At 36.4% G+C, this 13,614-nt stretch carries 11 protein-coding genes; 8 read left to right on the forward strand and 3 right to left on the reverse strand.

Annotated features, from left to right (window positions below; genetic code table 11):
* The first annotated feature begins 70 nt into the window (after window positions 1-70).
* The 5 genes from K332_RS0119805 to K332_RS0119825 all read left to right on the forward strand — a co-directional run bounded on the left by K332_RS0119805 (window position 71) and on the right by K332_RS0119825 (window position 4,934).
* A complete protein-coding gene (locus K332_RS0119805) occupies window positions 71-1,057 on the forward strand; it encodes a ring-cleaving dioxygenase (RefSeq protein WP_026909037.1) in 987 nt (328 codons plus the stop codon).
* A 59-nt stretch (window positions 1,058-1,116) separates the two neighbouring features.
* A complete protein-coding gene (locus K332_RS0119810) occupies window positions 1,117-2,058 on the forward strand; it encodes a ring-cleaving dioxygenase (protein WP_026909038.1) in 942 nt (313 codons plus the stop codon).
* A 182-nt stretch (window positions 2,059-2,240) separates the two neighbouring features.
* Complete coding sequence (locus tag K332_RS0119815) at window positions 2,241-3,086, forward strand: SPFH domain-containing protein (RefSeq protein WP_026909039.1); 846 nt, start codon at window positions 2,241-2,243, stop codon at window positions 3,084-3,086.
* A 12-nt stretch (window positions 3,087-3,098) separates the two neighbouring features.
* A complete protein-coding gene (locus tag K332_RS0119820) occupies window positions 3,099-3,278 on the forward strand; it encodes a type II toxin-antitoxin system antitoxin (protein WP_026909040.1) in 180 nt (59 codons plus the stop codon).
* A 246-nt stretch (window positions 3,279-3,524) separates the two neighbouring features.
* Window positions 3,525-4,934, forward strand: a complete 1,410-nt coding sequence (locus K332_RS0119825) for a tetratricopeptide repeat-containing diguanylate cyclase (RefSeq protein ID WP_026909041.1) — start codon at window positions 3,525-3,527, stop codon at window positions 4,932-4,934.
* 69 nt (window positions 4,935-5,003) lie between these two features.
* Here the strand turns inward: K332_RS0119825 and K332_RS22980 are convergent, their stop codons facing one another.
* From K332_RS22980 to K332_RS0119840, 3 genes are all read right to left on the reverse strand, one after another.
* Window positions 5,004-7,388 carry a carbohydrate-binding domain-containing protein gene (locus K332_RS22980; protein WP_036689405.1) on the reverse strand — a complete coding sequence of 795 codons (2,385 nt, stop codon included), beginning with the start codon at window positions 7,386-7,388 and terminating at the stop codon, window positions 5,004-5,006.
* 34 nt (window positions 7,389-7,422) lie between these two features.
* Window positions 7,423-8,106 (reverse strand): DUF4956 domain-containing protein, encoded by a 684-nt coding sequence (locus K332_RS0119835; protein WP_026909042.1) that lies wholly within the window; start codon window positions 8,104-8,106, stop codon window positions 7,423-7,425.
* A gap of 697 nt (window positions 8,107-8,803) precedes the next feature.
* Window positions 8,804-9,505 carry a polyphosphate polymerase domain-containing protein gene (locus K332_RS0119840; RefSeq protein ID WP_026909043.1) on the reverse strand — a complete coding sequence of 234 codons (702 nt, stop codon included), beginning with the start codon at window positions 9,503-9,505 and terminating at the stop codon, window positions 8,804-8,806.
* Between the two features lie 236 nt (window positions 9,506-9,741).
* Here K332_RS0119840 and K332_RS0119845 point away from each other — a divergent pair, with 236 nt between their 5' ends.
* From K332_RS0119845 to K332_RS0119855, 3 genes are all read left to right on the forward strand, one after another.
* Complete coding sequence (locus K332_RS0119845; RefSeq protein ID WP_026909044.1) at window positions 9,742-10,422, forward strand: response regulator transcription factor; 681 nt, start codon at window positions 9,742-9,744, stop codon at window positions 10,420-10,422.
* Window positions 10,406-11,836 (forward strand): HAMP domain-containing sensor histidine kinase, encoded by a 1,431-nt coding sequence (locus K332_RS0119850; protein ID WP_245604778.1) that lies wholly within the window; start codon window positions 10,406-10,408, stop codon window positions 11,834-11,836. The genes K332_RS0119845 and K332_RS0119850 overlap by 17 nt, the downstream gene beginning before the upstream one ends.
* Window positions 11,837-11,974: 138 nt before the next feature.
* Window positions 11,975-13,204: a S1C family serine protease gene (locus K332_RS0119855; RefSeq protein WP_036689407.1), complete on the forward strand. Its 1,230-nt coding sequence runs from the start codon at window positions 11,975-11,977 to the stop codon at window positions 13,202-13,204.
* Window positions 13,205-13,614 lie beyond the last annotated feature (410 nt).

Raw genomic sequence — 13,614 nt, forward strand, 5'->3', positions numbered from 1 at the left:
GTATTATAGGTAACAAAAAAGTTATGGCTTTAGTTTCGTCAAAAAACTAAAATATTTGGAGGAATAAATAATGAATCAATTAAAAGGTGTACACCACGTAACAGCAATTACAAGTAGTGCAGAAAAGAACTATGAATTTTTCACGTATGTTTTAGGTATGCGTTTAGTTAAAAAGACCGTAAATCAAGATGACATTCAAACCTATCATTTATTCTTTGCAGATGATAAAGGTAGTGCAGGTACGGACATGACGTTCTTTGATTTTCCTGGCATTCCAAAAGGTGTCCATGGTACGGACGAAATATCTAAAACTTCATTCCGTGTGCCTACAGATGAAGCATTAGACTATTGGGTAAAACGATTCAACCGCCTTGATATTAAACATCAAGAGATAAAAGAACAATTTGGTAAGAAAACACTATCTTTCGAGGATTTTGATGAGCAACAATATCAATTAATCTCTGATGAAAATAATGAAGGTGTTCAGTCTGGTACACCTTGGCAAAATGGGCCAATACCTTTAGAGTATGCTATTACAGGCTTAGGTCCAGTATTCGTTCGTGTCTCTAATTTTGATTATATGAAGGCAGTATTGGAACAGGTCTTCCTATTTAATGAAATTGCTAAAGAAGATTCATTCCATCTTTTTGAAATGGGTGAAGGAGGAAATGGCGCTCAAGTGGTTGTAGAATATAACACAGTTCTTCCGCGGGGCAGACAAGGATTTGGAACTGTTCATCACGCAGCGTTCCGAGTAGAGGACCGTGCGGAACTTGAAGCATGGATGGAGCATTATGCATCATTCCGTGTCCCTAATTCTGGATATGTAGATCGTTATTTCTTTGCATCTTTATATGCAAACATTGCTCCAGGAGTCCTTTTTGAATTAGCTACAGATGGTCCTGGATTTATGGGAGATGAGCCGTACGAAACTTTAGGAGAAAAACTTTCGTTGCCTCCTTTCTTTGAAGATAAACGTGATGAAATTGAAAAACTAGTTCGGCCAATCGACACAGTTAGAAGTACAAAAGAGATCGTTAAGGAATATGAAGACTAATTTAATATTACAAGGAGCAATCCTTCATCATCTAATGAATTAAAAATGGAGGAATAATCATGTATCAAATCCCAGGACATCATCACATTTCAATGATTACAAAAAACGCAAGTCAAAATAATCACTTTTATAAACAAGTACTTGGTTTACGTCGTGTAAAAATCACCGTTAACCAAGATGATCCATCGATGTATCACTTGTTTTATGGGGATAAAACAGGTAGCCCTGGTACTGAATTAACATTCTTTGAGATTCCTTTAGTAGGAAAAACGTATCACGGGACGAACGCTATTACAAGAATTGGATTACTTGTACCATCAGAAGAAAGTCTCCATTATTGGAAAAAGAGATTTGAAAAGCTTGGTGTCACTCATAGTGAAATCACCATGTATACCGACCGTCTTGCCTTAAAATTTGAGGATCCTGATGGACTTCGTCTGGTTCTTCTTGTTTCAAATGGGGATAAGGTGAGCCACTGGGAAACATGGGGAAAATCTGAGGTCCCTTCAGAACATCAGATTCAGGGAATGGGTCCTGTGGAAATGACTGTACGTAGATTGGAAAAGATCGCAAATACACTTACGGACATGTTCGGATATACAGAAGTTAGCCGAAGTGAAAGAGAAGCTATTTTTCAGTCGGTCAAAGGAGAAGCATTTGGTGAAATTGTCGTGAAATATATGGATGGTCCTACAGAAAAACCAGGTCGTGGTAGTATACATCATCTAGCAATTCGGGTGAAAAACGATGAGGAACTGAAGTATTGGGATGAAAAAGTGAAACAAAGAGGCTTCCACTCATCAGGAATTGTTGACCGCTACTACTTTAAAAGTTTATATTTCCGTGAATCAAACGGGATTCTCTTTGAAATTGCCACGGATGGACCAGGATTTATGATTGATGGTGATGTAGAGCATTTAGGAGAGAAGCTTGAATTACCACCGTTTTTAGAGGAAAGGCGCGGGGAAATTGAAAGTAAACTAAGTCGGATTGAAGATTAATAACTCAAATCGATAGAACACTACAAAATAATAGTTGTTTATTAAAACAAATAAAATGTGGAGGAATTCTTTTCTCCACATTTTATTTTTCGTTAAAAGTTTTGCAAATATTCCTAAACATGATATCATAATGATATAGAGTTGGTATTATAAAATAAAAGGTGGGATAAATGATGAATGGAATGAAAGAAAAAAATGCTTGGGTTATGAATGGTTATCTTGGAATATTAGTCATTGCATTATTAATTGCTGGTACAGTATTTAGTATAATCGAGCAACAGTTCATTCTTGCTGGAATGCTTATTGTTATAGTGATTGTACTGGGGTCAGGAATAACTATGATCCAACCAAATCAATCGGTGGTTGTTATTTTTCTTGGAAGATATATGGGGACAATTCGTCGTGAAGGTATCGTGCTAACTGTCCCATTTTCGGTAAGAAAAACGATTTCACTTCGGGTTAGGAATTTTAACAGTAACAGATTGAAAGTAAATGATGTAAATGGAAATCCAATCGAAATTGCTGCAGTAATTGTTTTTAAAGTAATTGATGCAGCAAAAGCAGTTTTTGATGTGGATCGTTATGAACAATTTGTAGAAATCCAAAGTGAAACTGCTATTCGTGCTGTAGCCACAAAGTACCCGTATGATAACTTTGAAGAGGATGAGTTAACATTAAGGGGAAATGCAGAGGAAGTATCTACGGAATTAACGACAGAATTACAAGATAGATTGAAGGTTGCAGGGGTGGAGGTCATCGAAGCGAGATTAACCCATTTGGCTTATTCTACTGAAATTGCCCAAGCAATGCTTCAAAGACAACAGGCTAGCGCAATTATTTCTGCACGTAAACAGATTGTTGATGGTGCTGTGGGAATGGTTCAAGATGCAATTGAACGCATTGAAAGAGAAGGTATTGTCGAATTAGATGATGAGAGGCGTGTTGCTATGATTAATAACCTTCTGGTATCGATTGTATCTGATCATGGTACACAGCCAGTTGTGAATACGGGATCACTTTACCAATAAAGAAGGGATTAAATGGCTAAGAAAAAGAACTTCCCATTACGTATCGATCCAAAACTATATGAGACTCTAGAAGTTTGGGCAACAGATGAATTTCGTAGTGTTAATAGTCATATAGAATATTTGCTTAGAGAATCTGTGAAAAAGGCGGGTAGGTTACCGAGTAAACAGGATAAAGGTGAAGCGGAGGAGTAAATAGTTTCTATCATCGAATAGGCATATGCCTATTTGGATTGTATATTCTGTTTTGAGTTTAATAGGTAATTATATTTCAACATTAGGACCCATTGGATTAGTTTCAGTGGGTCTTAAATAATTATTAGTGTATAAGCAAAAAATAAAAACTAATTTATCTTATATTGATTGGTGCAATCCATACTTTTATAATAAACTTAGAGAATACTGTATTGCTAGTATATATTTTTTTAGGAGAGCAGAACAATGGATATACAAGACTTAAAGAAATTACAACAAAAAGTAACTCTTCTAAGAGCAGAAGGGAAATATAAAGAAACAATAGAAGAATCACATATGCTTCTTAGCTTAGGTAAGGAGTTTAATGATTATAAATCGATGTTAACTGCGCATATCAATAATGCAGCTTCCTTCTACAGTATTGGTGCGATGGAAGATGCTTTTCAAAGTATTGAGGCATATGAGGAAATATGCAGCAAATATGGAGATGAAGCGGACACATTGAATTTATATAATGTGTTATTTTTGCTTTATGAATACAACAAAGAATATGGTAAGGCGAAAGAAACGCTTACTAAAACTATTAAACTTGGAAAGAAAATAGAAAAATATAATATTATCAGTAATGCACATAGTAATTATAGCCATGTTAGTATACTTGAGGCTGACTTTGAAGAGGCACTAGAAATGTCTTTGGCGGGTCTTGAAATGGCAAAGCTACATAAACCGAAAAGTCGAATACTTGAGGTAAGGGTAACATTAAATATTGCTCAGTCATATATTGGTTTAGGAAATCTGGAAGAGGCTAAGAACATTATCGATGAAATAATACAAGATCCTATTTTAGATTCATTCATAAGGGAAAAAACGCAAAGTTATATGTTACAGGGAAATTGGTTTGCAAAACAGGAATTGTATAGAGAAGCATTTGGTTCTTTAACAAGAGCCAAAGAATTAGTTGAAAGTTATAATGATATTTACCTTTTAAAGACAATCCAAGAAGAAAGAAGTAAATTATGTGAGCAAATGAATAATATACCATTAGGATATCAAGTCCAAAAGGAATATATTTCGTTGCTAAATGAAATTAATAATCGTGAATTAGCTTTAACAGCCCTGAAATTAGATATAAAACATAGCTTGTCTGCTATGAAAAAGAAGGCATCAACTGATTACTTAACAGGCTTATTCAACCGGGACTATTTAGAAACAACTACCGATGATTGGCTTAAACAGGCTTCTAAGACTGGTGAAGGTATCACATGTATTGTGTTTGATATTGATTCCTTTAAATCCATTAATGACGAATATGGACATCTTTTTGGAGATGAAGTTATTAAACATGTAAGTAAAACATGCTCATCTATTATGATTGATGACGATATAATTGGCCGATATGGCGGAGATGAATTTGTTGTTGTTTTACGAGACTCACTAGTCGAAAAAGGTAAGCTAAAGGCAGAACAGATCCAAGATTCAGTTAGAAGTATGCAAATTTCCAAGAATGGAAAAGTTATTCCATTATCCTTGAGTATAGGGGTAGCAGATAATTCAGGTGGAAAAGCGATGAGATTTCATGATTTATTTCATGCTGCTGATGAAGGATTATACAAAGCTAAAAAGAACGGCAAAAATCAGGTTATTATTTCACAATAATAAACAGGAAAGAATCACTCAGCGAGACATGAGTGATTCTTTTGTTGTTGTATAAATGCCTGAAAAAAATTAGTTATTATTGGTATTATTATCTTGTTGGTTAACGTTATTATTATTTCTCATACCATTGTTCCCCATTGGATGACCATTCATCATTCCCTGTGAATTTCCCTCTGTAACACCAGATTCATTTAGATAGGTCATAACGCTGGTTAATGAAAATTCAACTGATGTGGAACCTTGTCCATAGTTAGCATGTTGATAGAGACCATCTGTATTGTCACCAGTTAATACGCCGCCAGAATGGAATGTGTACGTTTGATCTAATTCTAAATCCGATGTGCTAATGACGATAGATTGGAAATCCTTTTCAGGTGTAATGGCCAGAACTTCCTCACCTTTCTCTTTCGTTACAAATACTGCTGTATTCGCTTTTTGAAATTCTGAAAAGGTCATCATGATGGCGCTTTGACTAGATTCCTCAGAAATACCTTGGGCCATTCCACTGCTTCCGGAAGCTATTAGTGTACCACCTTCAACGATAAAGGAACTATTGTAATCAAGTGGGGCATTTCCATTATTAGTCGGTCCATACACTATAACGGTTCCACCTGTCATTTTTGCTGAAGTGTTAGAATCTAGACCATCACCGTTAGCATTGATATACAAATAACCACCTTTTATTAATAATTGGCCTTCTTCAGTTGGTTCTTCTGTTTCATTGGTGCTTTCATCTTCTGATGCTGTCTTAGTATTATTTTGATTCTCGGCTGTTCCTGGAGGACTCATATTTCCAAAACTACCTGGCATAGCAAACTCATCACTACCACCATTTACATTGACACCATCATCTTCGGCAACGATATGATAGGAACCATCAGCTACTGTTATATTGATTCCTTCTATTCCTTCTAAACTTTTATCAATGGTTACTTCCCCACCATTTAACATGACATCCCCATCACCATGAATTCCATCATCGCCAGTTGAGATGTTAATCGTTCCACCCGAAATCGTTATGTCTTGGTTACTATGGATGGCATCATCAAAAGAGTCAATCTTCCATTTACCACCAAGTAGGTAAAGGTCTGTTCTGGCTTTTACCCCTTTTGTACTTATCGTTTCTTCATCTGTATTTTGAGTGCCTTGCTCCTCACTACTTTCTAATTCATCATCCTGATTAGATGGATCCGAAGTAGGTTCTCCGTTTTGTGGAGGTTCACCATTGGAAGGTGGAGTTGGTTGTGTTTGTCCATTTATGTTGTCCATTCCACCAGGTGGTGTAGGTGGAGTATTGTTTTGATTATCGGTTGTTCCCTCAGCAGTTGTATCATTACCTGGAGGCATACCAGGTCCACGCATAGTCCCGTTTTCTTGAATTTGTTTCTGTATATCTGGATATTCTTGTAAAATAGATTGAATTTCTTCCATCGATTCAGCTTCTTTTAATTGTGTTCTAACATCATCTGGTATCTCGATTCCATCTAATAAAGATTCTACTAGAGAGGTCATATCTCTTGGATTAGAATCGTTTTGAGCATTAGGTCTCATACCACCGCCCATAGAACTTTCTTGGTTTGTGATAGTTTCAGGACTGCCGCCACCAGCTATAATGGAATATTCACCATCAACTGAGGCTAACGTTTTTTCAGCTTGTATTCCATCACCATCAGCTTCAATCCTGTAATTTCCGCTTTCTAATACAATATTTCCTTTTGATTCATCAGCATCATTGGTTGATTTTAAGCCATCTCCACCGGCATTAATAGTAATTGTGGCTTCTTTTATGGCTAACAAATCTCTGCCAATAATACCATCATCTATAGCGGTGATATTAAATGTACCCCCAGTAATTTTTAAATCATCATTACTTTTTATGGCATCATTATAATTTCCATCTACCGTTAAGGAGCCAGAACCATTGATAGTGAGGTCGTCTTTACTATAAATGGTTGCAGACGGTTCATCTGTTGAATCATTCTCAAATACATATTCGGATCCGTCAGTTAGCTTGTTTTCCGTATTTTCTTCAAGGGAAATGATGGTTTTATCTGCTTGTTTAATAAAAATTGGAGCACTTGTTGATGAGTTAATCGATGCACCATTTAAAACTAAGCGAACATCTCCTGAGTCCTCTGCATCCACAATGATTTGCCCATCATTAAGTGTACCATTTACTACATATGTTCCAGTTGTTCTAATTAAAATTTGATTATCTTCTACTACGGCACCATCATCACCATCGATGGTTACCGTTTGTCCTTCTAAATTAATATAAGTAAAATTATCCTCCTGCCAATTTGTATAGTAGTCATTGTCTTTATAGGTAACTAGGTTGCTAATAATATCCTCTTCGATATCAGTGACTGCATTAGCGTTATTGCTACAGCCACTGATTAGTAATGAGGTAGTTAGTACTATTGGAAAGAGATACTTCAATTTTTTCTTACACATATCATTCATCCTTTATTTGAAAATATGAAAGGGACTATGCAGTGAAATTACCGTCATAACTTAACATTACTGCAGAGTGTATTCCTTTTAAATCACTAAGATCGGTAACGATTGCTGAATTATTATCTTTCACCCTTATTTCATATGTTGCTTCGATTTCATGACCTTGCATAATAGATTTAGATTTTAGAGAAAATTTCTTTGCGGTTTCATTAATAATTCGTTCAATTTCTTCACTAGAAATCTCTCTATTATATTTCACTACTAATAGATATGGATTTTCTACTTTGATTTTGTTTGAGAATAAAATAATGACTAATCCTATGGCAATTGACCCGGTAACAGCCAGTAAAATGAACCCGGCGCCACAAAGAATCCCGACGATAAGTGACCAGAATAAATAGATTAAATCCATTGGGTCTTTAATTGGCGTACGAAAACGAACAATTGATAATGCACCAACCATACCAAGTGATAAAAGAACATTTTGACTGATACCCATAATTACAAGGGAGGTTGCCATAGTCAGGATAATCAATGATATATTAAACGAGTGCGAGTAAATAACGCCATTAAATGTTTTCTTATAAACCATGTAAATTACTAAACCAAGTAATAATGCAAACCCGATACTTAACAAAGAATCTGTTAAAGAAAAGGAAGTTGTTTTTTCTAAAAAGCTAGATTTAAAAATATCTGAAAAAGTTGTTGTGTCCATTTATTTCTCTCCTAATTTGTTTTTTTTTTAGACTATTTTTTCAATGATTGTTGTTATTTACACAATTTATATAGACTGTGCGGTAACTAATAATTTTTGATAGCGCATCGTACCCGCTCCGGAAATACACCTCGCTTTCCATGGGCGGCTGGTGAGCCTCCTCGCGCTTCACACTGCGGGGTCTCACCTATGCCTATCTTCCCATAGGAAAAGGAAAGCTTCTTAGTGAAACATCGCACGCAGAAAAAGTGGTTTTCTTTTTCAAGGAGTCTCCGTGTATTTCCGGAGCTGATATGGCTTTAATTTGATTAATAGTGATTTTTAATGAAAATATGTGATAAAACAATTTTTATTTTGAAAGCCAATACTAGCGTAGGCAGAATACGGAGACTCCTCGAAAATAAAAACCGATTTTCTTCGTGCGATGCCTTGCTGACGAAGCCTTCCTTGTCCTACGGGAATAGCACGTGTCCGAAGACCCCGCAGCGGCGACTTTTCCGCGAGGAGGCTGAGGCCGTGCCCGTGGAAAGCGGAGTATTCTGCCGGACCGGTAGCATAGCACTTTACCCACTCTCTTCTCATTAGAGTGAGGAAAGTTGATATTAGTTACCGCACATTTTCTATCATTAACGCAAATATAAAGTAACTACCATTACGAATCAGCTATAATTCTAATTCAATTTATTGATAAATTGTTTTAACCATACATCCTACTCAATTGGTATTTAGAGTAAGCTTCCTGTCTGGTGTCAGACAGTTGGAGTAGAAGCTTGATGACTTCAGGAATATATTCATCATATTTGACTTCTAGTATCACAAGCTCAGGCTCTAAGACATCAACCATTGGCAAATGTTTCTGAAACATATCCGTATTTTGTAAGCTGGATTGAACCTTCATATCAAATGTGACTCTCACATTGCCGAACGGATAGATAAATGCTTCTCGCTCATAATCAACTACGGTTTGCGGTTTTAGCTGATGATTAATCATTTCGGAATATAAATCTCGGATAAGCTCCCGTTCATCATTTTCCATCCACTGAATATCACCTATTCTCATCTTTTCATATTCTTTTCTGGCAATCGTACATTTTGACTTGAATGTTAGGTTGTTTCGTTTGCTTTTTCTTTCAAGATTAACGAGACTGTCACGTAGTCCATAAATACGTACCCGATATTTATCACGATTTAAATAGCCTTCTTTTTTCTCATTTAAAATTTTGTTGTCAAAGTTATCAAAGTAAGTGGAACGGATGAAGTATTTTCCATCTGGACCAGCATTAGGATCTGTCTTCATCACGTGAAGTAATTTATGACGCATCACATAATACTCTGCTTTAGAAATAGCATGCTTCAATTCTTTTCGTCCACTGGGGTTGAAAGATGTTTGAATCGGCATCTATTGGAACCTCCTTAAAATGTCTTGAATGTTGTTGTTCCTTTGAACAATTCCAAGTATAGGTTGGAAATAAGTCAAGCATATGTCAAAGAAAGTTTTTCTATGTAATTATTTGCAGATAACTTTTTACTTCTTATTAAATACTGACATTTTGTTGACTTAATTCTGTGTGATAATCTTAAAGAAAAACTAGAAAAGATTATTTTGGGCTTTGACCATACTGGAGGTATTTATAAATGAAAGTTTTAGTAGTGGAAGACGAATTTGCGATTAGTAAAGTGTTAAAGGCGTACTTACAAAAGGTAGGATATGATGTCATTCAAGTTTATGATGGTAATGATGCGCTAGAGAAATTTCAAGAGTTTTACCCAGATCTTGTATTATTAGACGTTATGCTGCCCAATAAAGATGGCTGGGAAATTCTAAAAGAAATAAGGGCAGTAAGTAATTGTCCTGTTATTATGCTGACCGCTCTCGGTGATGTGAATTATCGTTTGGAGGGATTGGCTATTGGAGCAGATGATTATATACCGAAGCCATTTGTCGCTGATGAGGTCGTTGCCCGTGTAAAGGCTGTCCTAAGGCGAACAAAGTCAGATAATGATAATCCAGTTAAACGGTTTGGGAAGTTAGAAATAAATATAAAAGCACATCAAGTGTTGGTAGATGGAAAAGATATCACATTAACACCACGTGATTTATCAGTTTTATTATTTTTAGCTGAAAATCCGAATCAAACGTTTACCCGAGAGCAACTTATTGAACATATTTGGGGCTGGGATTATGATGGAAGCGACCGTGCAGTTGACCTTGCCATTAAGCGAATCCGTAAGTCATTACAAGGATGGCCAAGTTCAGAAGGTGAAATTAAAACGCTTCGGGGATTGGGGTATCAATTAAGTGTTTATAAAAAATAAGGAAATCAAATCACAACATAGGAATAAACAAGTTTCACTAAGAAGGTATTGGACAAGCAGATACCTACTTACTTTATTTATGGGACTCATTGTAATTGCTATTATTTCCGCGCTTTGGATTCGCCATACTACATTAGAAAACCGGTTAGAACTAATGTCGCTACTTGCAGAAAATACGGCGGATCGATTAGTTGAGACAAATGATCAGGCAATGGGTCCACCAGAATTCTTTCATGATAGGAAAATGAAAACTGAATTAGAGATTGATCCCATTACGTATATAGTGGATTCTGATGGAAAAGTCATTTCAAGTAACCGGCGCTCAGGCCCAATAGAACAGCAATTGAACCCAAACTTATTGGAAAGCGAAGAAGCATTCCAACAACTAACGATTGGGAATCAAGCATTCTATGTTGTGAAATCACCAATTGAAATAGAGGATGCAATCATCGGCTGGGTTATCATGGTTGAATCAAAAGACGTATTAACCCATGTCAATCAGGAGTATACGCAATTAGCCATCATGATTATTAGTCTAGCATTACTCGGCTGGGCGGCTATTTATGTATTGTCTAATCGTCTTGCAAAACCGATTAAAGAGGTAGCGGAAGCAGCTAAACTAGTGGCTGATGGTAACTATCAAATCGATATAACAAATAAAAATAAAGAAAAAGAGGTATATGAATTAATCCACTCTTTTAAAGAAATGGCGAATAAATTGGAAAGACTTGAATCCCTAAGAACAGAGCTTCTGGCAGGAGTAACTCATGAATTAAAGACGCCGGTAACATCGATAAGTGGCTTATTACAAGCTTTAAAGGATGAAGTTGTAACAGGAGATGAAGCAAAAGAATTTCTTACTATTTCCATAAATGAAACGGAAAAAATGAAAACAATGGTTGAGGACCTATTGGCATTCAATCAATTTGCAACGAATGATGTTCCGGTTCGGAATGAAATTCATGAAATAAATGAAGTAGTAGAAGATGCAATTTACGGTTGGGAAGTCTCACAATTGGATGAAAAATTGGCTATCCAACTTGATACGTTATCCCATTCGGTAAATATAGCGATTGACCAAATTCGCTTTCAACAAATCATGACGAATCTACTAAACAATGCAAAACAAGCTACAGGTGAAAAAGGGGAAGTACTCATTACCATGTCAGAGAATGAAACAGAAGTTATTATTGATGTAGCCGACAATGGAAGCGGAATTCCGGAAGAAGAACAGCCATTTATCTTTGAACGATTTTTCCGTGGTGAAAAAAAGAAATATAAAGTTAGAGGACTGGGACTTGGTTTAGCATTAAGTAAAATGATTTCACAAGCACTCGGTGGGGATTTAATCCTACTTAAGAGTACAATTATAGGAACTACTTTTAGAATAACTTTATCTAAAAATAACAGCTGAAAACAGCTGTTATTTTTTTGTTGTAGCTATATTCCTATGAAGGTGCCAATAACTTAAGTTCTGACATTTTCCTGACATAATGGCCGGGTAAACTTGGTTTTGTAAAGAGAAATAATATAAATCTTTGGAGGTATCGATATGTTAGAAGAACAAAATAAGCAAGTTAGAGATTTTCAAACGGAAAATAACAATAGAAAAAATTCAGTACTAAAAGGGTTTATGATAACAGTGGCAGCAGGTATGGTTGGATCATTCCTTACACTGACAATAGCACCGCAAATTGGACAAGTAATGGACAATGAAGAAACAGTAGCAACTATTCAAGAAACTAATTCATCAGATACTGCGGTAAATGTTCAACAAGTATCTACATCTACCGCTTCACTGGCTGATATAATTGAACAATCTTCTAAAGCGATTGTTGGAATAACAAATATTCAAATTGGCGGGTCGAATTCATATCCCGGATTTTATCAGAATCAAGGTGCGAGTAGCCAAGAAGTAGAAAGTGGTACAGGTTCAGGTGTTGTTTATAAGGTGACAGATGACGCCATGTATATTGTGACTAATAATCATGTAATAGAAGATGCAACTAAAATTCAAGTAAGTTTATATAATGAAGAGGTTATGACAGCGGAGCTAGTAGGGACGGATTCATTATCAGATATTGCTGTATTAAAAGTCAATGGTAATTATGATATAACACCACTATCATTTGGTGACTCAGATAATTTAAGGGCAGGAGATGAAGTTATTGCAATAGGTAACCCACTAGGACTTGATTTTTATGGAACTGTTACACAAGGGATAATAAGTGCTGTGAATAGGAATATTGCCGTTTCAACAAGTGCTGGTATTTGGGAAATGGATGTTATCCAGACGGATGCTGCGATCAATCCAGGTAATAGTGGCGGTGCTTTAATCAATACTTACGGGGAACTTATTGGAATTAATAGTATGAAGATTGCCGATGATGACGTAGAAGGTTTAGGGTTTGCTATTCCAAGTAATAAAGTAGAAAATATCATTGAAGAATTAACAGAAAATGGTCAAGTTGTCCGTCCATATCTTGGTTTATCAATGGCCAATTTGTCTGAGGTCCCACAATTTAATCCAAATCAAATTACTGATAATCATTCGGAAGGAGTTATCATTACCGATATAGATGAAACAGGACCTTCGGCAAGAGCGGGCTTAATATCTGGTGATGTAATTGTTTCTATAAACGGAGAAAAAGTTACAGATGCTGATGACCTTCGTAAGTATTTGTACTCCGAGTTATCTGTTGGAGATAGTGTGAAAATGGAATATTATCGTCAAGGGGAGTTGGAAAGTATACTGGTAACATTAGGTAGTAGCCAACAATAACCTTTTACTATTACAATAAACTGCATATAGTTTGATTTAGTATCTAAGGATTTGTCTATATGACAAATCTTTTTCTTGTGCGTGTGGCAGCACGCTTCACTATAGGGTGAAAGTCCCGAATACGACCGCCGTTCAGTCGGTAAGTATTAGCTAACAGACAGTGCGGAGACCGTGAGGAGCCGTGCGGAGGGTCTGAAGGCAAACCCCTGACCAGAGCCAGTATCCCATGTTGGCATGAGAGTAGGGTGACTGTGCAAGAAAACAGGAAGTCCCAATAACTGACGTAGCTCGAAATGTTAAGAGGGCTGGGCTAGGGGGAAAGGAAGCGATGTGACCCACAGAGGTCTCCCTTTGTCCGACCAGATAGGTATTGTGTTTCAAGGAGGTAATCTGAGAAAGCAAGATGCGAG

This window comes from Paucisalibacillus globulus DSM 18846 (assembly GCF_000482485.1).
GTDB lineage: Bacteria > Bacillota > Bacilli > Bacillales > Amphibacillaceae > Ornithinibacillus > Ornithinibacillus globulus.

What these genes read in the sequence shown, in the direction of transcription:
- K332_RS0119835 (WP_026909042.1), bottom strand. Translation starts at nt 8,106, where the DNA reads ATGGACACAACAACTTTTTCAGATATTTTTAAATCTAGCTTTTTAGAA.
- K332_RS0119810 (WP_026909038.1), top strand. Translation starts at nt 1,117, where the DNA reads ATGTATCAAATCCCAGGACATCATCACATTTCAATGATTACAAAAAAC.
- K332_RS0119805 (WP_026909037.1), top strand. Translation starts at nt 71, where the DNA reads ATGAATCAATTAAAAGGTGTACACCACGTAACAGCAATTACAAGTAGT.
- K332_RS0119825 (WP_026909041.1), top strand. Translation starts at nt 3,525, where the DNA reads ATGGATATACAAGACTTAAAGAAATTACAACAAAAAGTAACTCTTCTA.
- K332_RS22980 (WP_036689405.1), bottom strand. Translation starts at nt 7,388, where the DNA reads ATGTGTAAGAAAAAATTGAAGTATCTCTTTCCAATAGTACTAACTACC.
- K332_RS0119815 (WP_026909039.1), top strand. Translation starts at nt 2,241, where the DNA reads ATGAAAGAAAAAAATGCTTGGGTTATGAATGGTTATCTTGGAATATTA.
- K332_RS0119855 (WP_036689407.1), top strand. Translation starts at nt 11,975, where the DNA reads ATGTTAGAAGAACAAAATAAGCAAGTTAGAGATTTTCAAACGGAAAAT.
- K332_RS0119845 (WP_026909044.1), top strand. Translation starts at nt 9,742, where the DNA reads ATGAAAGTTTTAGTAGTGGAAGACGAATTTGCGATTAGTAAAGTGTTA.
- K332_RS0119840 (WP_026909043.1), bottom strand. Translation starts at nt 9,505, where the DNA reads ATGCCGATTCAAACATCTTTCAACCCCAGTGGACGAAAAGAATTGAAG.
- K332_RS0119820 (WP_026909040.1), top strand. Translation starts at nt 3,099, where the DNA reads ATGGCTAAGAAAAAGAACTTCCCATTACGTATCGATCCAAAACTATAT.